Annotated in this window: 22 protein-coding genes and 1 pseudogene; 5 read left to right on the top strand and 18 right to left on the bottom strand. The window is 36.6% G+C overall.

Features of this window, described 5'->3' with window-relative positions; all coding sequences use genetic code 11:
- Positions 1-137: 137 nt before the first annotated feature.
- A complete protein-coding gene (locus BAQ44_RS09955; protein WP_071721559.1) occupies positions 138-3,083 on the bottom strand; it encodes a YhgE/Pip domain-containing protein in 2,946 nt (981 codons plus the stop codon).
- A 215-nt stretch (positions 3,084-3,298) separates the two neighbouring features.
- Entirely contained in the window at positions 3,299-3,871 is a 573-nt protein-coding gene (locus BAQ44_RS09950) for a TetR/AcrR family transcriptional regulator (RefSeq protein WP_000963378.1), read from the bottom strand.
- A 478-nt stretch (positions 3,872-4,349) separates the two neighbouring features.
- On the opposite strand from BAQ44_RS09950, the gene BAQ44_RS09945 reads away from it, so the two are divergent.
- The gene (locus BAQ44_RS09945) at positions 4,350-5,204 is read left to right on the top strand and encodes a hypothetical protein (RefSeq protein WP_063261998.1); all 855 of its coding nucleotides are present in this window, start codon (positions 4,350-4,352) and stop codon (positions 5,202-5,204) included.
- A gap of 77 nt (positions 5,205-5,281) precedes the next feature.
- Here the strand turns inward: BAQ44_RS09945 and BAQ44_RS09940 are convergent, their stop codons facing one another.
- Both BAQ44_RS09940 and BAQ44_RS09935 read right to left on the bottom strand, forming a co-directional pair.
- The gene (locus tag BAQ44_RS09940; protein WP_061676550.1) at positions 5,282-5,581 is read right to left on the bottom strand and encodes a hypothetical protein; all 300 of its coding nucleotides are present in this window, start codon (positions 5,579-5,581) and stop codon (positions 5,282-5,284) included.
- A 137-nt stretch (positions 5,582-5,718) separates the two neighbouring features.
- Positions 5,719-8,085: a DUF6359 domain-containing protein gene (locus BAQ44_RS09935; protein WP_071721558.1), complete on the bottom strand. Its 2,367-nt coding sequence runs from the start codon at positions 8,083-8,085 to the stop codon at positions 5,719-5,721.
- A 241-nt stretch (positions 8,086-8,326) separates the two neighbouring features.
- On the opposite strand from BAQ44_RS09935, the gene BAQ44_RS09930 reads away from it, so the two are divergent.
- Positions 8,327-9,679, top strand: a complete 1,353-nt coding sequence (locus tag BAQ44_RS09930; RefSeq protein WP_071721557.1) for a DUF4026 domain-containing protein — start codon at positions 8,327-8,329, stop codon at positions 9,677-9,679.
- Positions 9,680-9,718: 39 nt separating this feature from the next.
- Here BAQ44_RS09930 and hemY read toward each other — a convergent pair whose 3' ends face one another.
- The 4 genes from hemY to BAQ44_RS09910 all read right to left on the bottom strand — a co-directional run bounded on the left by hemY (position 9,719) and on the right by BAQ44_RS09910 (position 15,463).
- Positions 9,719-11,140, bottom strand: coding sequence for a protoporphyrinogen oxidase (hemY, locus tag BAQ44_RS09925; RefSeq protein ID WP_063262002.1), 1,422 nt, complete (start codon positions 11,138-11,140; stop codon positions 9,719-9,721).
- 19 nt (positions 11,141-11,159) lie between these two features.
- Positions 11,160-12,095 (bottom strand): ferrochelatase, encoded by a 936-nt coding sequence (hemH, locus tag BAQ44_RS09920; RefSeq protein WP_071721556.1) that lies wholly within the window; start codon positions 12,093-12,095, stop codon positions 11,160-11,162.
- 14 nt (positions 12,096-12,109) lie between these two features.
- Positions 12,110-13,156 (bottom strand): uroporphyrinogen decarboxylase, encoded by a 1,047-nt coding sequence (gene hemE / locus BAQ44_RS09915; protein ID WP_063262004.1) that lies wholly within the window; start codon positions 13,154-13,156, stop codon positions 12,110-12,112.
- Positions 13,157-13,345: 189 nt separating this feature from the next.
- Complete coding sequence (locus BAQ44_RS09910) at positions 13,346-15,463, bottom strand: transglycosylase domain-containing protein (protein ID WP_071721555.1); 2,118 nt, start codon at positions 15,461-15,463, stop codon at positions 13,346-13,348.
- A gap of 127 nt (positions 15,464-15,590) precedes the next feature.
- Between BAQ44_RS09910 and hmoB the strand changes: the two genes are divergently transcribed.
- Entirely contained in the window at positions 15,591-16,112 is a 522-nt protein-coding gene (hmoB, locus tag BAQ44_RS09905) for a heme-degrading monooxygenase HmoB (RefSeq protein ID WP_071721554.1), read from the top strand.
- A 189-nt stretch (positions 16,113-16,301) separates the two neighbouring features.
- Here the strand turns inward: hmoB and BAQ44_RS09900 are convergent, their stop codons facing one another.
- The 5 genes from BAQ44_RS09900 to BAQ44_RS09880 form a co-directional block, all read right to left on the bottom strand.
- Positions 16,302-17,720 (bottom strand): PH domain-containing protein, encoded by a 1,419-nt coding sequence (locus tag BAQ44_RS09900; RefSeq protein ID WP_071721553.1) that lies wholly within the window; start codon positions 17,718-17,720, stop codon positions 16,302-16,304.
- Entirely contained in the window at positions 17,713-18,189 is a 477-nt protein-coding gene (locus BAQ44_RS09895) for a PH domain-containing protein (RefSeq protein ID WP_063262008.1), read from the bottom strand. The genes BAQ44_RS09900 and BAQ44_RS09895 overlap by 8 nt, the downstream gene beginning before the upstream one ends.
- A gap of 84 nt (positions 18,190-18,273) precedes the next feature.
- A complete protein-coding gene (locus BAQ44_RS09890; RefSeq protein ID WP_071721552.1) occupies positions 18,274-18,570 on the bottom strand; it encodes a protoporphyrinogen oxidase in 297 nt (98 codons plus the stop codon).
- Positions 18,571-18,820: 250 nt separating this feature from the next.
- Positions 18,821-19,813 carry a hypothetical protein gene (locus BAQ44_RS09885; RefSeq protein WP_071721551.1) on the bottom strand — a complete coding sequence of 331 codons (993 nt, stop codon included), beginning with the start codon at positions 19,811-19,813 and terminating at the stop codon, positions 18,821-18,823.
- A gap of 874 nt (positions 19,814-20,687) precedes the next feature.
- Positions 20,688-22,280 (bottom strand): S-layer homology domain-containing protein, encoded by a 1,593-nt coding sequence (locus BAQ44_RS09880; RefSeq protein ID WP_071721550.1) that lies wholly within the window; start codon positions 22,278-22,280, stop codon positions 20,688-20,690.
- A 298-nt stretch (positions 22,281-22,578) separates the two neighbouring features.
- On the opposite strand from BAQ44_RS09880, the gene BAQ44_RS09875 reads away from it, so the two are divergent.
- Entirely contained in the window at positions 22,579-22,962 is a 384-nt protein-coding gene (locus tag BAQ44_RS09875; RefSeq protein WP_071721549.1) for a hypothetical protein, read from the top strand.
- A gap of 65 nt (positions 22,963-23,027) precedes the next feature.
- On the opposite strand, the pseudogene BAQ44_RS31575 reads toward BAQ44_RS09875, so the two are convergent.
- From BAQ44_RS31575 to BAQ44_RS09855, 4 genes and pseudogenes are all read right to left on the bottom strand, one after another.
- A pseudogene (locus BAQ44_RS31575) lies at positions 23,028-23,167 on the bottom strand (CPCC family cysteine-rich protein); the annotation flags it as partial.
- A gap of 22 nt (positions 23,168-23,189) precedes the next feature.
- Positions 23,190-24,641 carry a PH domain-containing protein gene (locus BAQ44_RS09870; RefSeq protein WP_071721548.1) on the bottom strand — a complete coding sequence of 484 codons (1,452 nt, stop codon included), beginning with the start codon at positions 24,639-24,641 and terminating at the stop codon, positions 23,190-23,192.
- The gene (locus BAQ44_RS09865; protein WP_000371354.1) at positions 24,634-25,110 is read right to left on the bottom strand and encodes a PH domain-containing protein; all 477 of its coding nucleotides are present in this window, start codon (positions 25,108-25,110) and stop codon (positions 24,634-24,636) included. Before BAQ44_RS09865 ends, BAQ44_RS09870 begins: the two co-directional genes overlap by 8 nt.
- Positions 25,111-25,364: 254 nt before the next feature.
- Positions 25,365-25,946 carry a TetR/AcrR family transcriptional regulator gene (locus BAQ44_RS09855; RefSeq protein WP_063262017.1) on the bottom strand — a complete coding sequence of 194 codons (582 nt, stop codon included), beginning with the start codon at positions 25,944-25,946 and terminating at the stop codon, positions 25,365-25,367.
- Positions 25,947-26,103: 157 nt separating this feature from the next.
- On the opposite strand from BAQ44_RS09855, the gene BAQ44_RS09850 reads away from it, so the two are divergent.
- Positions 26,104-26,247: a YjcZ family sporulation protein gene (locus tag BAQ44_RS09850; protein WP_084669490.1), complete on the top strand. Its 144-nt coding sequence runs from the start codon at positions 26,104-26,106 to the stop codon at positions 26,245-26,247.
- Between the two features lie 39 nt (positions 26,248-26,286).
- On the opposite strand, the gene ecsC is transcribed toward BAQ44_RS09850, so the two are convergent.
- The gene (ecsC, locus tag BAQ44_RS09845) at positions 26,287-26,994 is read right to left on the bottom strand and encodes an ecs operon protein EcsC (RefSeq protein ID WP_000634133.1); all 708 of its coding nucleotides are present in this window, start codon (positions 26,992-26,994) and stop codon (positions 26,287-26,289) included.
- Positions 26,995-27,000: the final 6 nt, after the last annotated feature.

The raw sequence follows: 27,000 nt of genomic DNA, 5'->3' as shown, positions 1-27,000 counted from the left end.
CCTCTATATCTAGTTTTCTCTATAAATTGTTGTAAATCCTTTTCTTTCGTCTCTATATCTTGTAAAAAGGTTTATATAAACTACAGAAAAGACCTCCTACATTAAAATAAAAAAGCACCGAAAAGGTGCTTTTTTTTCTACGCTTCAATCGATTGATTTTCCGCAATATTTTTAAATTGTCGTTTGTGCATCCAAGTTAAGGATGCAATTGTTCCAAGTGATAATACAACAATGAAAATCATGAGCACCCCTACGTTTTGCCACATGAAGTTAAAGTCTCCACTTGATACGACTGCTTTCAATCCTGATACAGAGTATGTCATCGGTAACCAAGCATTGAATGGTTGTAATAACTTCGGAATCAATTCTAGTGGGAATGTTCCAGCACTTGTTGTAAGCTGAATAATTAATGTGATGATGGCGATGAAACGCCCTGCATCACCGAATGCTGTTACTAAACATTGAATTAATGCGATAAACGCTAAACTTGTAACGATGCTAAAGAGTATGAAATACGGAATACTTTGTACTTCTACACCTAATCCGAATAGCAATATCACATCTGCTACTATCGCTTGAATAATACCGACTGATAATAACACGCCGAACTTACTAATAAACCAACTAAATCCTGATTTTGGAACGCCAACTGTATCACGTAATGGATATACGATTGATAATAGTAATGCCCCAACAAATAAACCGAGTGATAAGAAATACGGTGTAAATCCAGTTCCATAGTTAGGAACTTCCGCCATTTTCTCCGTCTTCACTTTTACAGGACTTGCAAACATATCATACGTTTTATCCGTCCCTTTCACTTCACCAGTTTTTTCTGCCCCTTCGCCAAGTTTCTCAGCAAGTTCGCCTGAACCGTCGTTTACTTTTACGAGGCCATCTGTTACTTTTCCAGAGCCGTCTGCTAGTTTATTTACGCCGTCGATTAGCTGGGTTGAGCCGGTAGACATTTGATTTAGGCCACCATTTAAATCGCCTAGGCCTGTTGTTACTTGATTTGAGCCATCTGCTAATTTGGTTACTCCTACAGATAATGTGCCTAAACCTCCTGTTACTTGACTTGAACCGTCCGCTAATTGATTTATTCCACCTGCCATTTGATTTGCTCCTACAGATAACGTGCCTAAACCTCCTGTTACTTGACTTGAACCACCCGCTAATTGCATTATTCCGCCTGTCATTTGGCTTGCTCCTGCAGATAATGTACCTAAACCTCCTGTTACTTGGCTTGAGCCATCTGCTAATTGATTTACACCACCTGCCATTTGGTTTGCTCCTGCAGATAATCTGTCTAAGCCACCTGTTACTTTACCCGAACCATCTGCTAATTGATTTATCGCATCAATTAATTGACCGGATTCGTTTTTAAATTTATTTGCCCCTTCTTTAGCGGTATTTAACTTCGTACCAAACCCTTGGAAATTTCCAACAAATCCTTTTTGTGCACTCGCTAATTTCTCAATACCATCTGTTAAAGATTTCAATTTCTCTGTGTCCGGTAGTTTGTTTTGCGTATCACTTGTGTTTTGATCTATTTCGCCTTTTAATTGTTTTACTTCTTCATTTAATTTATTTGTTCCACCCGCTACTCCCGCAGCTTTTTGCTGAACTGTCGCTGTACTTTTTACAGCACTTGTTATGAATGGTTGTAACTGCTCTTGATATTCTTTTGGTAAACTTTCAATTTGCTTTTGTAAATTCGCTACATCTTGCGCTGCATTTTTTGCATCTCCTGCTGTTGATTGCGTAAGTTCATTTAACTGATTTATATTCGCCCCAGCTCCATCTATTTTCTCATTTACTGTATTCAATATAGAAGGGCCTTTTGACTGCATTTCCTCTAAAGCTGCAGCAGAACTTTTCACTTTACTATTTAAATCTTGCAAACCTTTTTCAATGTTTTGAGAGGCTTCCTCTAATTGTCTTTGCCCCCCAACCAATTGTTCCATACCATTTGATAGATCCGTTGTTCCTGTTTTTAATTCACCGGATTTACTTACTAATTTGTTCAAACCACCGGTCACTTTCTCAGATCCATCATATAATTCACCAATTCCTTTTTGCATTTCACCCGTTTTGCTATTTAACGTATTTAAACCGTCTGTTACTTTTCCTGATCCATCTATTAATTTCCCTATACCTGTCTGCATTTCACCTGTTTTGCCATTTAGCGTATTTAAACCTGCTGTTATTTTTCCTGATCCATCTTGTAATTTTCCTATACCTGTCTGCATTTCACCTGTTTTGCCATTTAGCGTATTTAAACCTGCTGTTACTTTTCCTGATCCATCTTGTAATTTCCCTATACCGGTTCTGCTATTTAACGTATTTAAACCTGCTGTCACTTTTCCGGATCCATCTTGTAACTTATTAGATCCATCTGCTAATTTCTGAACCCCATCCTTCATCTCTCCAGACTTCCCTTGAAGTGTATGAAGGCCATCCGTCACTTTACTTGAACCATCATGCAACTCACTTGATCCGTCGTGTAGTTTATTTGCTCCTTCCGCCCCATCTGCTAATCCTTTTGAGACGTCTTGAATGGAATCGAACATTTTCTCTGCATATGTTTTCGTTAACGTACTTGATACTTCACCTTTAATTTTTTCAATGGCTGTTCCGCCAATTTGTGAAGATAAGAAGTTTAAGCTTTCGTTTGGAATGTATTCTAAGTTTAATGGTTTTGGATCATCTTTTAATAACGTTGTAGCGTTACTTGAGAAGTCATTTGGAATGCGTACTAACATGTAATACTTTCTACCTTCCATTCCTTTTTTCGCTTCTTTTTCACTTACAAATTCCCATTTAAAACTTGTGTTATCCTTTAAATTATCAACGAGCCCTTTTCCGACCTCAATTGGTTTCCCATCAAATACTGCACCTTTATCTAAATTGACTACCGCCACTGGTAAATCATCTAATTGTTTATACGGATCCCAAAAGGCCCATAAAAACATACCTGCATATAAAATTGGCACGAATAAAACCGCGATAATTGGAATTAATATTTTTTTACTTTTTATAATTTCAGTAAACTCTTTACGAAGTAACTGATTCCATTTCATCATTTCTCCCCCTTTTCTAAATGACCAAAATGTTCATTTAGTCATTTTTATCCAAACAAAAAGGCTATACCTATTCATACATATGCCTTATCCCCGAATTTATACTATGCAACTGTTCCTTACTATGAAATGAATATTTCTATTATCCCTCCCTAAAATAAATGTATGACCGAATTGTTCAAACAGTCACTTTTTATAATAATAAAAGGATTATCTTAGTTTGACAATCCTTTTAATAAATAAAGTTCAAATAATTCTGCGATTTTTTCTTTTTCTAGCGGTTCATGATTTTTTTCCCAATCAAAAATAAGCGATACGTATAAGCGAAGCATAATAAATGCTGTAATTTCTGGATCACATTTGCTAATTTCACCTTTTTCAATCGCAATCTTTAAATACGATTGAATGACGGAAACGATTTCCACATCTACTTGTTGCATCACTTCTTGTACTTCTTTCGTTCCCATATCACGCTCTTCTTGAATTAACTTAATCATGAGCTGATGTTCTTTTCTGAATTCTAATATGCTATATAATGCTCTATGTACATTTTCAAAAAATGAAACATCTGAACGAATTGCATTCTCTGCAACTTGCTTCATCTCTGTAATTAAATTAGAAATAATTTCACCAAATAGCTCTTCTTTATTTTTGAAAAAAGTATAAATCGTTCCTTTTCCTACATTCGCTAACTTCGCTACTTGATCCATCGTTGTTGCTTTATAACCGAACGCTGAAAAAGACTTTGTTGCAGCTTCAATAATAGAACGTTTTCGATCTATCGCCACATCGTCACCTCCAAAAATGACCAATTGGATAATATAGTCAATCAGTACATCTTTGATATTACCACACGCTTACATTCTATACAAGTTCTCTTTTTTATTATTTCCAGCATAAAAAATTCCAGTCAAGTTATATAATACTGTCATAGTGTATCAGAAGAAAAGGGAAAAAGAAAAGGTGTTCTGAAGATATACGATTAAACCTTACTTAACGACAACGAATTTCCCTTTTTTCAAATAATCAAATAAAAAAACAAGAAAATCTTTACATTTAATAGTAATATAGAAAATAGACAAGTTTATCCGACTTTAATGGGCAGTAAGACCCCCACCTCAAAATTCAGCGAAAGCAAAGAATTTAGGTGTGGAATCAACTGCCCATAAAAGTCCGATTGGTGAAGGCTAATAATCAGTGGGGGCTGAAGAACCCCCCCACTGATTAAAGTTTCACTTTATCAAAATAGTGGAGGCTTTTTCAGTCATGATGCGTGCGCTTCGTTTAAATATAAAGCAAGCTTTTTGTAATCGTGTTTCTTTAATTATTATGTTTAGTGGATTCGTTCTTATTTGTATTTATCACTATTATTATGTACTTCGTTATTTAGGAGACGCAGCGAATGGTCCTATATCAACAGATATGAAATGGATCGGATTTCGCGACAATGAAATGGATGTTTATTTACTATTAATGCCCGTTATTGCGAGTTTCCCCTTTAGTACAAGCTACAATTCGGATAAATCAGATGGTTTTAAACCGTTCGTGAGTAAAGGGATTTCTTTCTTTCCTTATTCAGTAACGAAATATATCGTTACGTTTTTTTGCGGAGGATTTCTTTATACACTTCCATTCATCTTATCGTTATTATTTTGCAAATTAACCATTCCAGACGGAGCACCTACGGCTGGTTCAGGTATCATAAATGATGATGGGATGTTCGCAAACCTATATTTAGATGCACCTCTCGCTTACATTACTGTATATATCGGAATTAATTTTTTATTTGCAGGTTTAATGGCCCTTTTAGGACTTGCTGCATCTGTATGGTCACAAAAAGACTATATGGCGATTCTCTTTCCATTTGCAGTTGCCTCCATTCCGTACGTCCTGCTAAATACAATATTCCCTACAATAGGCGGAGCACCTTTTCATTTATATGACCCAAAGCAACCATTACAAGGCATGTCACCGTACATTTTAACGATGCAATGTACCTTCTTCCTTCTCGTTAGCTTATTCATGTATATACAAGGAGTAAAGCGGGATAGAAAAAAATATAGAAGAAGACTGCAAAAAAGAGATCGGTGTAGAAAAGCGTTTCAAGCAATTTCAGACTAATTCATTGAACGAATAAGAGCGTAATTCCCTAAGCTAGCTTAGAGAATTACGCTCTTATTATCATGTAACCATCCCCTTTACGGCGTACCTGCCAATCCCCATAAAATAACGAACAACGCAAAATAAATCGCTTTAATACCTACAACTGAACATAATAAAATAATTGCATATTTACTTAATTCTCTTCTTGCACCTATTAAAGTAAAAATGACTGCCAAACTAAATGTTATATAGGACGATGCTGTATGTATTAAGTTATACGTGATATCTAAATTTTGAGTAAGTCCTGTTACATCTGCTACAAATTGGAACATGACGATTATACTAAATAAAATCGCTAACTGATTCATTAATTTTCCATTTATTTGTGCTGGCATCGTTGCCCCCCTCACAAAGACTGAATGTTCAATTAATTTTATCACTAGATTACATAAAAAGGAATCACCTCTTTATACCATTCTATGACGCTACAAAAACAAAAAAGAACGCTTAGTTCCCTAAGCGTTCCCCTCATTTAAGAAGCTTTCTTCAAATCAATTTGAGCAAGTACCGGATCATGGTCACTTACACGTCCGTGCTCTTTCATAATGTTTGAGTTTAAGTGTACTGGGTCTACAATTGTATATGGTGCGATGTTGTTTGTTACTAAAATATGATCTAACACTTGTGCATTTCCTTCATGAATGTACGTGTAGCGGTTCTCTTTCGACACTGTGTTTAACATATTTTTTAAGTTTGTTCCTTCTAGTGCTTTTAATGGTTTAGCAAACTCAAAATCGTTCATATCCCCTAACACAACAACTGGTGCATTCGTGTTCTTTTTCTGAATTCCTTGTACGAATTGATTTACTTCTTGCGCTAACTGAATTCGTTTTTCTTCACTCTTTAATACGAGCGGCTGCACTTTTCCAAATGGCGTTGCATCCCCTATTTTTGAGTTTAAGTGATTTGCAACGACAACAACGTTTTGTCCTTGGAACGTAAATTCTGCCGCAAGCGGTTTACGTGTACTTTCAAATAGTGGATTTTCGTCTCCAATGCGAACAACATTTTTATCAAGTAACTTCGGTACTGCTGCTAATTTCACACGTGATGGGTTGTAGAAGAAGCCAACGCGAATATTCGCTCCTGGTGCTCCTCCGTCTAGATTATTATGCGGAGCAATTTCTACATACTCATACTTTGGTCCGCGAATCTCTAGAACTGCATCAATGATACGTTTTGCGCTTAAAGAAGCATCTGTTGTACCATCATTAATCGTTCCGTTATTATCTTGCATTTCCTCTACACCGATAATATCTGGCATTTTTAAATTGTATTTAATAGAATACGCTAACGCTTTTACTTTTTCATCTGTTGTTTCTTTTTTATTCGCCGAGAAGTTTTCAATGTTATATGTAGCAACTGTTAACTTATCAAGACGAGGCTGAATATTTGCGCCTACTTGCTTAAATCCACCGTCCACTACAGATGGTAATTCCGTTATTGGCGAAATGCGGAACGAACCGTAATCATATCCGACTACACCTGTTATATCTCCAGTGAAAGTATCTCCTACTTTTGCCACATAATCACGAGGTACTTTGACAGAAAGACGCTCTGGGTTTAATTGATTGTCATCTAATACAGGTGTGCCGTATTTTGTTACGACTTTATTTCCGCCATTTTCTACTGTTACATATAAATTTCCGTTTTTCTGAGGTGCAATAATTTTTGGCGTTGGCATCGTAACGCGCATACCTTCTATACTTTCATAAAAGTCGATTGCATCTTCATTTGGATCAAATAAACCGAATGCATCATTATCGATAATTTGATCTGGGATTTTCACACCGTTTTCTCCAAGTACAATCGGTGCTGGTAAAGGTTGATCGTTTGCGATTACAGCAACGCGGCTCGCTTTAATTTCCGTCGTCGTTAAATCTGTGTCAAACCTTTCTGCATATCCTGGACCAACATATTCTTCTACTTCTCCATCAACTTGAATTAGGTCCCCTACCGCTACATTCGCATCTTTTTTGTACACATAAATACCTTCTGAAGTAGCTGGATCATTATCCGGCTGATTATCTTCTATATAAAAACCATTTTTATCAAGCGTTGTTACAACGCCTTCCACATTGTATACTTTCTTCCCTTTGTAAGGAGAAATATGTGATTTTCCTTGAATATCATGAATACGTACTGGTTCATTATTTACGATAATAAATGAAAATGTTGAAATCGCTGAAGAAGTAAGCCCTTCTTTCTCTGCGATTGCTTTAATTACACTATTTTCATTCACTACAATTTGTCCGTTATAACGAACACTCTTATTTGTAGGATTAGAGCCATCTAACGTATAGTAGATTGTTGCTCCTTCTGTATTCGTTGTTAATGTTACCGCTGTTCCCTTCGCAACTTCTCCGCCACCTGGTGAAGCTACTACATCGCTAACACGGTTTTGTCCTTCCCCTTGAAACTTATGAGCTGTTACTGATTTTAAACCAGGGCTACTAAAATATAATTCAAGCGTCCCTGTTAAACTAACTTTCTTCCCGATATTTTCAGGATGATCTTTCACATTTACTGCCGCTCTCACATCGCCTTTTGGCAACTGAACAGGCATGATTTTGTCTGGATTCGTTTCATTTTGCGAATCCGCAATTGCTACGTTTGTATCATCAAACTTAGCCGGATCTTTCGTGTATTTAGAAGGACTTTGCGTATATCCGACAATATATCCTTCCACGATCCCCTTCGTTTTACCTTGCTGCTTAAATACTTGAATTGCTTTTTCTACTGACATAGAAGTCGTTTCTTCTGCTTGTACTAAAGTTCCAGTAAATGAAAGCAATAGTATAAATGATAAAAAGACACTTAACAATTTCTTCACAGCCATTTTCCTCTCTCTATTTCATATTTTTTCAACATGTCTATCATAACAAATGATTCGTTATATAGAACCATACTTCGACAAGTTTTACAAAAAATTTATTTAATTTACAAGCTTTCAAACTATAATACAAAATAATAATTTTACACCTTCTAAGAATGCACTCTATAATGTTAGAGAGAGAAAACAGAAAATATCGAAATTTTATTGGCATGTAAAATGGATTCATTTGAATAGGAGTGATTGGATGGAAGTGCAAACAGAAACATACCGCGCAGCTATGAATGGAACATTAGAACGTCATTTTTCAGATATGATTGCCGTTATACCAACTAGAATTACAATTAAGCAGTTAAAACAGCGGTTAGAAACGATCGCTACTAAAGTTGACGAATTGAAAATTGTTTATAGTGATGAGACAAGCATTATTGTTGAGTTGCATATGGATGAAACAATCATACCGTATGAACTGCATATTGATGAGGCGAATGACCCAGAAGAATATAAAATGTACAATAAACAAGATTCTACAATCGTAGATCGTCATTTTGAAGATGCTGCTTATGGTACTGAAATTTTCACTCGTACGCTATTTGTAGGCGATGTGCTGGACTGCTTTTTCCAGCAGTTACAGTTTTTATGGAACCTAGCTCCAGACTTGTTATTTGTAATCGATTCAAGTGCCGCAATGAAAGTGATATCTAGAAGCTATATTGAATATCACGTTGAAAATGAATTGTTGCCTGACATTCCTGATTTATACGTTATTCATTCTGTTTATGAAGACGGTAAAGACGGTGAGCCTACGCAATATTGGTTTCATACACATGGTCTTTTAAGAGCAGGTGTGACAGAGATAGAATTAATTATTCCAAACCGCATTTCTTCCTACTACGGTATTGGCGATCTTTTTCAAACGTTTGCTAATAATGCCGTTGAAAATGGACAAGTCCCTATGAATGAGCCTATCGTTATCGCGCATAGTCAGCAAGGTTCTATACATACAGTAGCTGTTCCATGGGAAAAAGGATTATCTTATATTGGGCATAAAACGAGTATGGATCAATTATCTTCAATTGAGGATGAAGAAGTGAAACTACAACCAATAGATGCGCAAAACGTATTTCTTGGCGGAATGGATGACCGAGATGAATACCATCAATCTCCATCCGTTCTCTTATTCAAATTAAATACTTCAGAAGAATATATTGAAAGTTTTTTCAAAGAATACGAGGAAGCTACAGGTCTCATGTTCTATAAAACAAATAGTGAAACCGATCGTATGGCTTACAATGCGAAGAATACTTTCGGGTATTTCAGCAACATTTTTCACATTGAACAATCAAATGAAGATTTTCGTTTCCTCGCTAAGTTTGGTGTCTCTTACGAAGAAGGAAAAAGTGAACATATGTGGTTTGAAATGCAAAACATTACGGAAGATTTCATTCAAGGAATACTCATTAACGAACCATATTTTATAAAAGATATGAGTGAAGGAAATAGTTATCATTTAGATTTTGATAACTTAACAGAGTGGATTATTTATGCAGGGGATGCCGTTATAAAGCCAAATAACTTATATATGTTTGTTGGCGAATAAGTAACAAAACGCCTTCAATATGATTGAAGGCGTTTCACTTTATTGTGCGATTAATTCCGTATCCATTACTTTCTCCAGATGAGATAGTACACGCTTTGCCGCTAACTCACCTTGATCAATACAGTCCGGAAGACCAGAACCAGCGTAAGAACTACCTGCCAAGTATATACCTGGCAACTCTTTCTCCATAAATGTCGTGAGTTTCTTCATTCGCTCGTTATGGCCTACTGTATATTGGGGCATTGCTTCTTTCCAGCGGCTTACGACTGTAAATTCTGGATCCTCTGTAATATCCATCGTCTTTCGTAAGTCTTCTAGTACAAGCCTAACAAGTTCCTCTTCTGTTTGTTCTACAACTGCTTCATCACCAGGGCGTCCAACGTAACACCTAAGAAGCATTTTTCCTTCTGGCGTTGTATGTGGCCACTTTTTATGTGTCCACGTACATGCTGTAATGGTGTAATCGTTATTTCGAGATACGACAAACCCTGTACCATCAATATCACGCTGAATGGCTGATTCTTGGAAAGCCATTGCCACGTTCGCAACTGATGTGGACGGAATATTGCGGAAGAAACGAAACTGCTTGTACTGCGCAAACATAGATGGCAGTACTTTATGTGATGTTGCCACTACGACCGCGTCCGCTTCTATTTCTTTTCCGTTACTAAGAGTAATCGTATAACCATCACCAAGTTTTGCAATTTTTTCAATGCGAGTGCCCTTTATTATCGTACCTTCATGCATCTTCATTTCGAGAGATTCTACGATAGATTCTAAACCGTTTTTCACTGTTTGGAAGATTCCTTTTTTCGGTTCAGTTTTCTCTTCTTTCGGTGCAAGTGTACGCATACCGAGTGAAATACTGCGATGTTTCTGCTCGATTTGATACATTTGCGGGAATGTTGACATTAAGCTCATTTCATCAATATCCCCTGCATAAATACCCGATAGTAATGGTTCGATTAAATTTTCAACCACTTCGTTGCCGAGGCGATGTCTGAAAAACTGCCCGAGTGATTGGTCAGATACTGGCTTTGATCTCGGCATTAACAGATCAAAGCCAGCTCTTAGTTTACCAATTGGAGAGAGCAGCCCGGAAAATAGAAACGGCGTAATTTGCGTTGGAATTCCCATCATTGATCCGCTCGGCATTTTATGTAACCGATTGTTTACGAGGATAAATGATTGACCGCCCTTATTATTTACAAGTTCATCGCCAAGACCTAATTCTCTCGCTAATCTTGCTGCACTTTCTTTTCGTGCTAAGAAAGAATCCGGTCCGCGTTCAATTGTAAATCCATCTTTTCGAACGGTTTGAATTTTCCCGCCAAGTTTACCCGATGCTTCTATCAGTAATGTATCGATCGGCAAGTTGTTGTCACGAATTTCTTTTTGCAAGTTATACATTGTTGTTAATCCTGTGATGCCACCGCCGATGATTACAACTTTTTTCCTCAAGCAGGCTCCCCCTTTCTTCTTACAATACAGATTCTTTTTTCTTTAATACAACATCTGTTAAGCAATCAATAAATGCGTCCGATGCATTTGGCATTTCTGGACGATAATATTTCGCGCCAATTTCATCTGTTACAACTTTACACTCAAAGTCGTTGTCATATAAAACTTCTAAATGTTCCGCAACAAATCCAACTGGTGCGTATACGAATGAAGTATAACCGTACTTTTCATTTAATTCTCTCGTTAAATCTTGTACATCTGGACCAATCCAAGGATCTGGCGTGTTTCCTGCACTTTGCCAACCTACTGCATAGTTTGCTACTTCCGCACCTCTTGCGATATAGTCAGCTGTTTCATTTAATTGATCTGGATATGGATCGCCAAGTGCGATAATTTTTTCTGGTAAGCTATGTGCAGATACGATTAATACTGCTTTTTCGCGTTCTGCTTCTGCCATACCGCTATATATACCTTTCACTGCATCAACCCAGTACTGGATGAATTTCGGTTCTTTATACCAGCTATCAATGCCGTGAATTGTTAAGTTTCCAAGTTTCTCTGCTTCTTCTTGTGCTCGTCCTACATACGATTTCACGCTAAATGTAGAATAGTGCGGCGCAAGAACAAGTGCGATTGCATCTTGTATACCGTCGTTATGCATATCTTTCACTGCATCTTCAATGAACGGTTCGATATGTTTTAAGCCAAGATACATATGATACTCTACTTCATCTTGTACTTCATTTAAACGCTGTTCTAACTTTTTAGCTTGCTCTAATGTAATAGTAGCTAAAGGAGAAATACCACCAATTGCACGGTAACGCTCTGTTAAATCTTCTAGCATTTCAGGACTTGGCTTTCTTCCTCTGCGAATATGTGTATAGTAACGTTCAATATCTTCTTCTTTATATGGCGTTCCGTATGCCATTACAAGCAAACCAATTTTCTTTTTCATACAGCAATGCTCCTTTACTTCGCTAACTGCCCTTTAGAGTATTCATGAATAAATGTAGTTAAACGTTTTAATGTATCTGGATTTACTTCTGGGAATACACCGTGTCCTAAGTTAAAGATATAACCTGGCTGTTTCATTCCTTGATCTAAAATACCTTTTACATGTTCTTCAATAACAGACCATGGTGCAAGTAAGAATGACGGGTCCATATTACCTTGTACCGCCTTATGAACGCCACGCGTGCGTGCCTCTTCAATCGGTAAGCGCCAATCTAAGCCTACTACATCAAGTGGTAAGTCGTGCCATTCATTTACTAAATGTGCAGCTCCTACGCCGTGCATAATCATTGGAACACCCATCGGGCGAACTTCTGCAAAAATACGCTCCATTGCTGGTTTAATAAATACGCGGTAATCTGCTACATTTACTGTTCCAACCCAAGAATCGAAAATTTGAACCGCTTTTGCTCCTGCGTTAATTTGCGCTTTTAAATATGTAATAACCATATCTGCTAGCTTATCCATTAAAGCGAACCAAGCTTTCGGCTCTGCATACATGAACGCTTTCGTATTATGGTAGTTACGAGATGGACCGCCTTCAATCATGTAGCTCGCTAATGTAAATGGTGCTCCTGAAAAACCGATTAACGGTACGTCTAACATTTCCGTCGTTAATAAACGAATCGTATCTAATATGTACGGCACGTCATCTTCTGGATTGATTTCCCCTAGCTTTTCTACGTCTTGTAAAGAACGGATTGGGTTATCAATAACCGGACCAATACCTGATTTAATTTCTACATCCACACCAATTGCAGGTAATGGTGACATAATATCTTTATACAGAATTGCTGCGTCTACATTATATTGATCAACTGGCAACTTTGTAACGTAAGCACATAACTCTGGATTATGTGTAATTTCAAATAAAGAATACTTTTCTTTTATCTTTCTATATTCCGGCTGTGAACGACCTGCTTGACGCATATACCATGCTGGTACATAATCAGTACGTTCCCCCCTACATGCTTTTAAAAATGTCTCATTTATATTTCTTACCAAGACCCTTGCTCCCTTCCTTGCCAATGCTTTTGCTCTAAATACGTTCTATTCCGATATTTATCTTTTTTTACTATACAGCTTGTAAAAACAAAATGCATAATATTATGTACGTTGTTCATTAAATTGACACAAACATTCTTAAAAACGCTTACTATTTTCACAACATTCTTATTATAACACAGAGAAAAACTATGGTTTAGCTACTTTTGACTTTTCTCCCTCGCGATTCGTTTGTGTGTTATATGGCACAACGTAAAAACTCGGTTTTGAAAAGATGTTAACGAACTTTTCTTCATATTCCCCGGCACCATTTACAGTTGCTACATGCGTATGGGCTCCGTTTTCTACTCTATAAATACGATACATAATTCTATCATCTGGAAGTGGTGTCCAGCTTAATTTCGCTTTAAATAAACCGAAAGGGCTAAAAGCTAATTTCATTTTCACATCTTCAATTTTGCGCAGCCGAATTGGAGCACCGATTGTTTCCACACCTTCTGGTTTCATAAACTGCTCTTTCTGTTCTACATTTGCCTTCGTTAAAATTTTCTTAAACAATTTCGTTGCTGACGCACTTTCTCCTTGCAGCTGATGCTCTTTATCCGTACGGTCATAACCAATCCAAACAGCGCCTACTAAATTTGGCGTATAGCCAACGAACCACATATCTCTCGCTCCATTATCGTCATTTGGTAAGGAAGTTGTGCCTGTTTTCCCAGCTAACGCCCCGTTATATACACCGGCTTTCGCTGTCCCTTCCTTCACAACTCCTTCAAGCATTTTCGTCATATACCATGCCGTTTGTTTCGAGAAAATTTTCGTTTCTACTTTTGGTGATTCTCCAATAACTGCGCCGTGTCTATTGAACACTTTATCAATCACGTGCGGCTCAATAATAGCGCCATTTGCTAAAAACGCACGATACATTTTCACGAGTTCAAATGTTGAAACACCGTTTTTCAATCCGCCAAGCGCTGTACTTAACCCCGCATCGGCAATATGAACATTGCCTTTCTCTAAATATTGCTTTCCTTCTTCTACCCCTAATTCATTTAATAAAGAAACTGCCGGTACATTTGCTGACTCTAAAATCGCATCGTACATCGTCATTTCTTTCGAATACGTATGGTTGTAATTTCGAGGTTCATAGCCTTCAAATGAATTTCTTTCATTCGTTAATAAAGAATACGGATTATACTTTTTCGTTTCGAGTGCTGGCGCATAGACGATAAGTGGTTTTAGCACAGAACCGGGCTGTCTTTTTGCGAAAACACGATTAAAACCTCTCGGGACATACTTTCTTCCGCCAATCGCCGCTTTAATTCCGCCCGTACGATTATCCATTAATAAAAAAGCACCTTGCGCCCCCTCTTCTTTCCCAGGGAAATTCCGTGCATCTTGAAACTGGTTATACGCTACCTTTTGAATCTTTTCATCCATCGGAACGACAAACGTATATCCTCCGCGGAGCACTTCTTGATGAGACAATCCATATAAACGAGCTGCTTCATCTATAACCATATCAATATACGGCATATATGCGAGCTCATTCTCATCTAAGTTTTTATATAGCGCAATCGTCTTTCCTTGATAACGTACACTTTCTTCTGCAGTCAAATAGCCTTGTTTATGCATAAGTGACAATACGAGATCGCGGCGCTCCTTACTTTTCTCTGGAGAGAAATACGGTGAATATCCGTTTGGCGACTTCGGAAGACCTGCAAGCATTGCCCCTTCTTCTACTGTTAAATCTTCTACATTTTTATTAAAATACAACTTTGCTGCCGCTTGAATACCGTAAGCCCCATGGCCAAAATAAATATGATTCATATACATTTCAAGAATTTGTTGTTTCGTATATTTTTGCTCTAATTGAAGGGAAATTGCGACTTCCTTCAATTTCCGCGTAACTGTTTTTTCACGAGTTAAAAAGACGTTTTTCGCTAGTTGCTGCGTAATCGTACTACCACCTTCGACCTTCTCTCCAGCTAACGTATCTTTATAAAGAGCCCTGAATATAGACGGGTAATCAATTCCTTGATGCTCATAAAAACGAGAATCTTCCACCGCAATAAACGCCTGCTGCACGTATTTCGGAATTTGCTCGACTGGTACGAGGTCTCTATTTTCTACATATAATTTCGTAATTTCTTTCCCTTTCTGGTCAACGATACGTGATGAAGAATGGAAAACGAGCTGCTTTTCATCCATCATATAGCCACCAGCTAACACAATAAGTTTATAAAGTACAATCGCTAATACAAGCGTTGCTAATCCACCTAATAAAGTCCACTTTACTTTCTTCATACATCGGCCTTCTTTCCAAATGATGGTACATTTATTATTTGAAAAAGAAGTATCTTTATGTATATAATCTTCGAAGTTTTTTAAGAGAGTTGATATAATAGAAACAAACAATTAAGGGGGCATTAAAATGAAGGCTATTATTTCATACGAAACACCTATAGAACAAGCACATTTCACTGCAAAAAATAATGAAAAAGATATGTTTTATAAAGAAAATACAGAAGAATCTGTAGAAGGCTCACTTAGCTATGACGTACTAGACGCTGTTGGCGAATTTAAAGGACAACCTGGCTATATCGTTTGTAACAACATTTCTGTCACAGATGAAGGTCGCCCAGTATTTGAAAACCGTTTTAAAAACCGTGCGGGCCTTATCGAAAACGAACCAGGCTTCCAAGCAATTCGAGTTCTACGCCCATTAAGTAACGATACATATGTCATCTTAACAATGTGGGAAACAGAGCAAAACTTTAAAGACTGGACAGAATCACGTTCATTCGAAAACGCTCACAAAAAACGCCCTGCACAAGCAGAAGGACAAGGTCAAGGTCAAGCTCAGGCTCAGGCTCAAGCGCATCCACATGCGGAACAGCAAAAAAGTATTTTCTCTCGTCCGTCATTTGTGACTACTTTTGATGTGTTAGTTTAAGGGGTTTTGTGCTGTGGTTGCTCCAAGTCTGCGGTACATGAAATTATATCGGCGATTTCCCGAATATATCGGCGCAACTCGAATTATATCAGCGATTTTTGAAATATATCGGCGCAACTCAAATTATATCAGCGATTTTTCGAATATATCGACTTATCGACAAATCACGACACAAAAAAGGAAACACCATTACGCACCGGTGTTTCCTTTTTCTTTGTACCAATTATATATACGAAGCGCATCTTCTTTTCGCATATGCTTCACTTCATAACCATGTCCCGCTACTGATACGGCAGCTGTACATAGCTCGTCTTTCTTTTGAAAATACGATTGATTGTATCCTACTGCTTGAACATGCCTTCTTCGCATGATCCCAGTATATTTCGCAAGGCCACGGTATACCATGACTAACTGATTGTCTCGTATCATATATCCACCACTTGTATACCGGGCGTATGAGAGTAACGTAAATATGATAAATAGTGGTATTAACGTGAATAACGCCATATTTTGCTTAAAATATATACTCGCACCGATAATCGGCACAGCGAGTACAGCACTTGTAATCCAGCCCATTATTACGTAACGACGTAATGCAGCCTTCGGTAAATGAACGATTTTCTCTTCCATTTCATACGGCAACTGCAAATACGTAAGTAACTGCTGGACATCTTTCTTTTTCATAAAAGGATGTAACATTACTTCATGCCCTGCTGCTTCTATACTTTGAATAACTTCCACTTCGACAGAGCAATAACCGAACGGCTGGCGAAGAATTCCTTCTTTCACCGTAATTGCTTGAATGCGGTGTAGTTTTAAAACAAACTCTTTTTTATCAAATAACCCTTGCACGATGCGAATTTCATTTCTGTTTCGCTCAATTTTAAAGTTCGCATATTTTAACGCATAACCAGCTGTCGAAACGACCCACGAAACCACCATTAAAATCGCAGCCATAACAATTAATTCATATACACCGTTATCCATCACATACGCTTCTACTTTATTAATGAGCCATTCGGGTAGAAATTGATTAAACTCTGAGTAAATAAGAAGTAATCCAGAAAACACTAATCCGAATCTACCAGACGTAATGGAAGCTGCTAAAATCTCTTTCACCGTTAACTGATAAACTGTCTTATTTTCTGCTGTCGCGGGCTCTTCTTCAGTCACAACACTTCTCTCTTTATGTAATAAAGAAATCAGTTCCTTCGCTTCACTTTCTCTAATGCCAGCTAACATCACTTCCGGTTCAGTACCGCCGCCGGCTACTTCTATGTTTAACTTCGTCAGTCCAAGCACTTGATAAATGATGTTAGAAGACGTACTAATATTTTGCACACGTTCTTTATTTAAGTAACTTTCCTTCTTAACGAACACACCGTGCTTTATATGTACAATATTATTTTCAACCCAGTACACTTTGAAATACCATTTTATAGCTGAGAAAATTGCCATAATGAATATAATAAACAAGATGAAAAGATAAAAGACATACCAAGGTTTCACTTGTTCTTCAGGTTTAAACATAACAAGGATAATAAGTGGAAATAAACTCGAAATCCTAATACCTAATAAAATCGTGATCGGATGTTGCCTCTTATACATCCTCATCACTCACTTTCGCGAGTTCTCCAATTTGTCTTTTCAGCTGCTCTGCTTCTTCTTTCGTTAAGCCTGGAATACTATGAGAAGTTGCTGCTGTTGAAATATGTAATTCTGCTAAATTATACTTTCTCATAATTGGTCCTTGTTCAATCGTTACGTGCTGCACGCGCATCATCGGAATAAGTACGCGTTTTACAACGAACATTCCTTTTTGAATCTCAACCTCTTCTTCATTTAATCTGTAACTATAATAGCGTTGACGTAAATTTGGAAACACGAAATAATCAAGCGGGATAAATAGAATAGCACCTGTTACTAACAAACCAAACAACCAACCCCACCAATTAAAATTGATCATAAAAAAGAAATATGCAATTACGACTGCTAGTATAACTGCCGCCCCAATTAAAGCGTGAATCCTCCACACTTTCAGCATATTAGAATGAATCTCCCTTTCTAACGGCTGCATCTCATCACTCCAATTATATGAATTTATTAATTATATATTAGCAGAAATTAAGGTTTTATATACAATTTTGTAAAATTATAGTTTTTACATCGTATCCATCATTTCTTTAAAATTCCCTTCATTAACCGAATACACATGAAACTGAATGTAATCTATTTCATTCGTATTCGGACGGGCATATGGCAAAATGTTAAATTTAGAAGCTGATCTTCCTAACATATCTATAATCATTAAAGAAACGTCAATATATTCGAAGTCTACACGGAATACTACTGCTTCTCCCGTAAATTCATAATCTTTAATCGCATCATAAGATTTATTCGCACTAATTAACGTTATTTTTAATAGTTGGTTCAAATTTTCTGGTTTAAAATTAATCATATACGTAACTCCTTTTTTTAATAAAACACTATGAAAACAGTGTAATCTTATCATTTCATAGCTTTGCACATCAATTACATAAAAAATAAAGCTAGTTTTTTATAAATTTTTTGATATAATTACTTACGGGAAACGGGAAGATATTTATCTTCCCTTGTGTTTTTATTTGCATCTAGTACTTTTGCTAGATGCCTTTTTTTATGCTAAAAAAGGTACCCTCATATACTTTGAGGATACCTTTTCCATCAAATTAGTGCATTTCAACGATTGTACCATCTTCGAATACTTTGAATACACCAGTAAATCCTGGTCCACCTGCACCTTCTACTTTATATGTCGTATGCACTCTTATTTGATAATATTTCTTTCCATTCTCTACTTGCGTATTCTCTAACGTGTAATCATAGTCTTCTTTATATTCATTTTTGATATATGCTTTCGCTTTCTCAAAAGTAAATGCATCTTGAGTCTTTCCTGTCTCTACTTTTTGGTTCTTTTCTGTTACTACCTTCTGATTTTTTTCTGTCTCAGTTTTGCCGTTCTTTTCTGTTGCTACCTTCTGATTCTTTTCTGTCTCAGTTTTTTGGTTCTTTTCTGCTACTACCTTTTGATTTTTTTCTGCCTCAGTTTTTTGAGTCTTTTCTGTTGCTACCTTTTGATTCGTTACTACATTTGTTTTTTGTGCTTTCGCTGCTGCTTCACTCTTTGCAGTTTTTTCTTCTTCATTTATTTTAGTAACTAATCCTACCGCTTTTTTATTATATTCTTCAAGTTTTTTGTTATCTTTTGTTTCTGCAACTAGCTTATTTAATATCTCTTTCGCTTCTGCATAATTTTTCTTACTTATTAACTCTTCACTTTTCGTCAGTTGCTCGCTATACTTCTTGTTTTGCTCTAAGATGGCTAGTAATGCTGTGCGTTCTTCCTTTGCTTGTTTTACAAGCGTAGCATTTCCATTCTTCATGTTCTCTACTTTTTCAAATGACTTGATTGATTCTTCTACCTTTGTTTCTTCTTTTAACTTCACTGCTTCTATCATTATTTTCGTTTGTTCTACAAGCATCATTGCATCTGAATCATCTTTTTTCTCACCTAGCGCTTTTTCAAATGATGATAATGCATTTTTATATTCTTTATTCGTTAACGCAGTCTTTCCTTCATCCATTGCTTTGTCAAAATTCCCATTGCTACATCCAGCTAACATTAAAAACGTAAGCCCAATTACCATTAATAACTTTCTCATTTTCTCTCCTCCTATATATCCCTAAAACAATAAATAACAGCATATGTATAAAAGTCTGTGTAGTAATTAGACTGAAAATAAAGATGTACTTTGTGTGTGGGAAAGGAAGTACATTTCATTTACTATCATTACTTAAAACTCCTAAATAGTTGGTAGTTGGTTTTCTTCTTCTTTTAAAAACAGAAAGGAATTTTAATAATGTGCGTAAAAATCTCACCAGGCTCTTTACTACACACACTCTTATACACATAGAAAAACTATTTTTAGGTTGCTATTTTTTTAGCTTTACATATCCTCACTTTGTAACACACTGAAAAACAAAAGAAAACAATCCGTAACATAAGTTACGCTTTGTAACTCTTCTGTAACACAAATGTAACATAAGGTTTTGAAACATACAATAGTTTTTTTACATTATTTTCCCCAGTCTATATTTTCGGAAAACAAAAAATGAAACTTTAATCGGTGGGGGTCTTACTGCCCATTAAGGCGGGATAAACTTCCAATCCTTAGTGTAAATAAGGATTCTTCATAAAAGCATACAGGTATCTCTCCTCATTATCATCAAGTTGAAAAATAAACAATACTCTGAAACAAAAATCCCTTACGCTATGCAAAACTAAATAAAAAAGCCAACTTCTTTACATGAAAAGAAATTGACCTTTTATTTTATTCACGTTAATCCCTATGTATTAAAAAATTTATTCATTAGTCTCAAAAAACTACAAACCACCGTTTATGAAACCTGCCTAACGTATCGTAAATCCAAGTTTTTAATGAAATAATCCATTAGCGTTTGATATTAAAAAAAGCCTACTAATGAAAGTAGGCTTAAAATAATACCGTATACATTATATTTTTTTAGAGTATCAAATTAATAGTTTGTCAGTTCATTTTCAGGAGTCTGAATAATAACAGGGTTTTTCCCTGGATCAATCCATCTTAAAATATCAATCACATTTTGTTTATCTACACCTGTACACCCTTCTGTCCATGAGGTAGAGACATGGAAGAAAATCGCGCTTCCTTTGTATGGTGTACGTGATTCCGTATTATAATTAATGACGAATCCATAATCATACGCCGGGATATACATATTTTCAGCTGATTTCCATCTACCTCTTACAGGCTTTTCTTGCAGGGTATTATAGTATGGGGATGTAGAATCATCTACCCAAACATGATTTGGTGTTAAATGAATAAAGGGCAGCTTCGTACCAGGATTCCCTTGTCTACCAAAAGCTGAACCAATTGTGTATTTTCCTCTTGGCGAACTCACACCACTTTCACTCATCTCAACTGCAAAACCTGTTTTTCCAATATATCCATTTATATTCTTTTGCTCTCTCCATTTTCCATTTGAATTTTCAAATGTACGAATTTGAGCTTGATTCGTATGATAGCCTTTTGTTGTAACTAAAATAACTTGTTGATTATTTTGGATCGTTTTTAAGTTGTCGATTACTGTTCTAGATTCATTCGTATTCATCCATTGAAGACCAGAACCAGTTCTTATACGCAACCACGTACCTCTTTCTTCAACTACTGTCACCGTTTGCGCCGTATATTTTAACAGTACATTCGCTGAGTCCGCTGGATAATCGTATGTGAAAAAGTCTCTATTAATATGAATTCTTTTTTCGTTTAATAAGATCCATTTGAACCCTTGATTTGTATGGATTTTAACCCAGCCATCTCCTCTTTCTTCATACACTGTTACAGCTTGTGGTGTACTTTCAAAAGCGATTCCTGAAGATAATGAGGCATCGTGATAAGCAAAGAAAGATTTGGACATCTGAATTTGTTTACGCTTAAACTCTTTATCTTTTGAAGTATCTGTTCGAGCGACTAAACTTACCGTTTCAGCACGAGTAATCGTTTGATCAGGCTTCCAATTATCATGACCGTACCCATTTGAAATACCTAATTCAACCAAGATATTTACATATTTCTCGCTCCAATGCCCTTTTAAGTCTGTAAATACTGTTGGTGGATTCCCTGTCACTTTCTCTTGTAATTTATATGCATTTACTAACATAGAAGCCATCGCGCCTCTCGTTAGCTTTCCATTCGGGTTAAACTTCCCGTTCCCATCCCCTTTAATAACACCCACTTTTTCTATAGTCGCAATATACGGCGCTGCCCAGTTCCTTTTTGAGTCATCAAAAGTAGGCGTTGCCGATTGATCGACAGGAAGGTCCAATATTTTCGCCATCATTTTTGCGGCTGAACCTCTATCTATCTCTAAATTTGGTGAAAACGTGCCATCAGGCATACCTGACAATACATTTTTATTTATAAGATAATCTACTGATGGCTTTACCCAACCCGGAACATCAGGAAAGCTACTTGGAGCTGCTTGTGCTTCATTCTTCGTTACATTTTCCATTTCAGCGAAAGAACTTGAAGAAATAGAAAGAGATCCTACCGCAATCATACCTATCGTTGCTATTTTTATAAGCTTCATATTTATATATGTTCCCCTCTTTTTAATTAAACTAACTCGTAGTACTATTGTGATTTGTTTCACAAAAACTATCATAATGACAAATCACACAAATGTTAATTATAACCTTTTATCCTAAATATTCCAATGATAATATAAAAAGAAATAATGTACTACCAGTTTACTGTTTATTTTAGAAGCGAAAAAATAAAGCTAGTTTTTTATACACTTGATATAATCACATATAGAAGATGGAAGATTTTCATCTGCGTCTATTTCTATTGCTACATGCCATTTTACATAGTATCGGGGGATAATAATGAAGAAATTTACTGTTAGCTATATAGCATGTTTACTAGCTTTCTCTACTATTGTGAATGTTTTACAGTATACAAGCGTTCCAAATTATGCGGATTCATGGGGGCCGATTTGGGTATCTATTATTATGTTTTCAATTCTTGGAAGCATTCCTGTTCTTATCGGTTGTTTATTAGGTGAATTTTGTTATAGAAAAATAAAAAGAAGCAAAGAATTAAAAATCGGTATTCCTTTATTTATATTGTTAGGTATTTCCTACAATCATTTCTTCTTTATGTGGTTTAACAACAGAGATTTTCTATCCTTTACTTTAGAAACCTTTCTGAATACTGGCCTTCCTATTACTGTATCATCTTTACTGTTTTATCTTGTAAGACGGCGTTAATCCTTTATTCACTACATAAAAAAATGTTATTACTCCTGATAAATTGAGTAATAACATTTTACTTACTAAATTCGTTTCCAACTAGCATCCTTCACATCTTCACTAGTTGGTTTTCTAACTGATTTCACAAAAGCTTCCTCGCAAGCACAAAATGCAATGAAGTTTTTCTATGCTGTCTTAACGAAACTTCATTCGCCCCGCCTTCCGCAAAAGACGAGCCATTCTATTTAATTCTCACTTATTCTCTTCTTATACCAATCCTGCATTCTCTCCGCATCTTCTACTCTCGTATGTTCTAATTTATACTCCGATGATGCGTTAGAGAACTTATACGTACATAGATTTGCACGGCGCTGGAAATATGATTGTGTCTTTTCCATTGATTGGACGTGTCTTCTTCTGACAAGTCCTGTATGTTTTCCGACGCTGCGATATACAAGCGTAATTTGCTCGCCGTTTACACTGTAACCATTTGTTTTAAATGTTGCGTATCCAAGTGTAAAGATGAGAATCGCGAGCGGAATGAATGCCCACATGATGTAATACTTTTCAAAGTATATGCTTATCCCAGTAAGCGGGATTGCTAGCATTGCGAAAAAGATGAAACTATCAATGAGATAGCGGCGTAATGCTGCTTTTGGTAATGAAATAATGTTTGTATTCAGTTCGTATGGTAGTTGTAAATGTGCGAGTAACTGTTGTACACGATCTTTTCGAATGATTGGGTGCAGTGTAACTTTCTCTTTCTCGTCACCCAGTCCTTTACTTTGAATCACTTCTACTTGCACAGCGCAATAACCGAATGGCTGACGTAACATACTTTCTTTTATCGTAATACCTTGAATGCGATGCAATTTTAGGACGAGTTCTTTTTTCTCAAGTAATCCTTGCGAAATGCGGACTTCATCATTTCTTCGATTCACTGTGAAATCTCCATGTTTTAGCGCATAACCGATTGTCGATATAACCCACGAAAGGACGATCAAAACGGCCACCATGAAAATCCAGCCATATATATCATGTTCCATTACATACGACTTTACACCATTCTCTATCCATTTCGGAATGTACTCATCTACTTGGTGGTACACGAAAAAGATTAACGAGAATAATAGTCCAAACTGACCAGATGTAACAGACGCTAATAAAATCTCTTTCCAAGTTAACTTGTATTCTGTCGATTGTTTTTCCTCTGTAACAATTTCTTTTTCTACTGTATGTTCTACTGCTTCGTCTAACGTTTCTTCTGCTTTCACTTCCGGAGTTGGCTCATTTAGCATGGCAATAAGCTCTGTTGCTTCTTCTACTGTAATACCAGCTAAGCTAACTTCTGCATCGTCGCCCCCACCAGCTGTTTCGATTTGAATTTTCTTTAAGCCAAGCATTTGATATAACACGTTTGAACTTGTATTAATTGTTTGCACACGTTCTTTGTTTAAATAGCTCTCCTTCTTCACAAAGAGCCCTTCTTTCACATGTAGTACGTTATTTTCAACCCAGTATGTTGTGTAGTACCATTTTTCAAACGCTGAAAAGACGGTGAGTAAACCGAATGCAGCGGGAATTAAATACCAAAACGGGAACTTTCCGTTTAAACTAAACATGAAAATAATGAGTGGTATAAAGTCTGTTATTTTTAATTCTAATAACATCGTGATCGGATGCTGCCTCTTATACATCCTCATCACTCACTTTCGCTAATTCTGCGATTTTCGTTTTCAACATTTCTGCTTCATACATCGTTAAGCCTGGGATGCTGTGAGAAGTTGCTGCTGTTGAAATGTGCAATTCTGCTAAGCCATATTTTCTCATAATCGGCCCTTGTTCAATCGTCACGTGCTGTACACGAATCATCGGTACTAATACGCGCTTTACGACGAAAAGACCGTGTTGAATTTCAAGTTCTTCTTCATTTAGTTGATAGCTATAATAACGCTGACGAAGTTTCGGGAATACGAAGTACTCCAATGGCGCTAGTGCAACCGTTAACCCGATTAACACGTACAAAATCCACGCCCACCAATCAAACTTTATCATGAGGAAAAGGTAAGCTAAAATGACGAGAATACCGATTCCTTCTTCAATTACAGCACGAACTTTCCACACCTTGACCATGTCAGGGTGAATTTCATTTTTCAATGGATCCATGTAACCACTCCAAATCTAGTAATCTAATATATGAATACTCTCAATCTATATTTTACATAACTTTACAGAAAATTAGTATTTATTCTTCTTTATCTTTCTTCTCTGGAATAAAATATCCGAACCAAAGTAGCCAAATAAACCCGATTAACTTCATCCAACTTCCATCCGCTTGAAAAGCTTCAATCATACCTGGTATTTTATAAATCCCAATGAATCCAAGAAAACCGAGCCACCAGTTTTTTGCATTTTCATTTTTATTCTCCCTTCATTACGTTTTTCACATTTTGAATCCAAATCTCTTTATACTTTAACTGGAATCCCATGAGCATGTAATTACTCATATTATCGATCACGAGCGCTAACGTATGAGCATTTTCTTCTGTTGCATGTTGTGACACAACGTCGAGTTCCACACCTTTCTTCAATAAATCGTGGAAACCATTTAAGAAATCTTCTTGTATTTCAAATAAACGTTTCTGATACTTTTCATTTCGCGATGCAGTTACGATAAATTCATTTATAACACGTAATATTCCTTCTTGCCCTTCATACTCAGAGAGCATATGTAACCCATCGGCAATTAACTTTTCTGCAAAGTTTTCTTTCGTATATTGTCCTTTATCGAAATAACTCACGAAATGATACCCCGAAAAAATTTCTTCAAATAAAAAATCAACTAGCGCTTCTTTAGAAGAAAAATGATAATAAATAGCCGGTTTTGAAATACCTACCTCTTTCGCAATCATGGAAAGGCTCATCTTCTCAATGCCGTGCTCTGCCATAAGTTTAAATGATGCCTCTACAATGTTTTGCGATGTTTGTAAATTCTTTGTCATACTGTACCTCACTTATTTTTACTTACCGGTCGGTAAATAAATTATAAAATGAAACAAAATGATTTGCAAGTTAGTTAGTATCTCCAGAAGGGGTTTATTGGTAAGTACAGAAAAGTATAAAGTAAAAGCAACATATAACAATAAGGAGGATATTCCTATGGGACTTGGCGGTAAAGGCGGTAGTGGTGGCACTGGCGGTGGTGAAGCTGGACAAGCTGGTAAGGGCGGATTTCCATTCATCGTTGTACTCTTCATCGTATTGATTATTGCCGGAGTTAGTTATATCGGCTTTAACTTCTAAAAAAAGCACCCTACATTACACATGTAGAGTGCTTTCTTTTTAATTTCTATTCAGTAATCGCATACGATAACAATTCATCGTCACTTCTCCGAGTCTTTGCAGTAATTGATAGTTCGCATACGCGCCGACCGGGGCACCGATTATTGGTACGAGCTGAAGCATTTTCGCTAAATCGATATAGTCTCGGTACTCTGTTTGGAACTTTTCCCAGTCCATATGATTTTCTTCTTCTGTATCCCACGTTTCAATTGCTTTCCATATTTCTTTTCGGTGGTCGTCACTTGAAAAGGCAAGCTGGAAAACGTGAAGGATAAAAAGGCGCTCTTCTTTGTTGCTCGTATCAAACCCGTACAACGTTGCTGCATCAAATAAAAATTTAATTTTAATGCCGAGTAAAAGCGGAAAGTCAGCAAGACCGAGGAGAATACCGCCAGCTCCCGTCCCTGCTCCTTCTGCCGCTGCTATTTTTTTATACTCATCCATTTTTTTACGTACTTCGTCGTCTCGCCTTTGCAATGACCAGTTCGTCTCTTTTAATTTCGGCTTTATAAAGTTTGATCCGGCACTAATCGTTTGCACCATCATCCGAATCGTTTCTGTTAATACTTTTTGCACTTTCGCCGGAATAAGCTGTTGTACTTTCGTCTGCACTTTCTTAGAGAACCGTGTCATCATAGAAGAATCTTTCATGAATGTAGCTTTCCACTGCTCCAATTCTTTTATAACCTTCTCTTCATATGTAATCATAGGTTC

This window comes from Bacillus mobilis, from assembly GCF_001884045.1.
Classification (GTDB): Bacteria; Bacillota; Bacilli; order Bacillales; family Bacillaceae_G; genus Bacillus_A; species Bacillus_A mobilis.
This window is presented reverse-complemented; position numbering and strand designations above follow the sequence as displayed.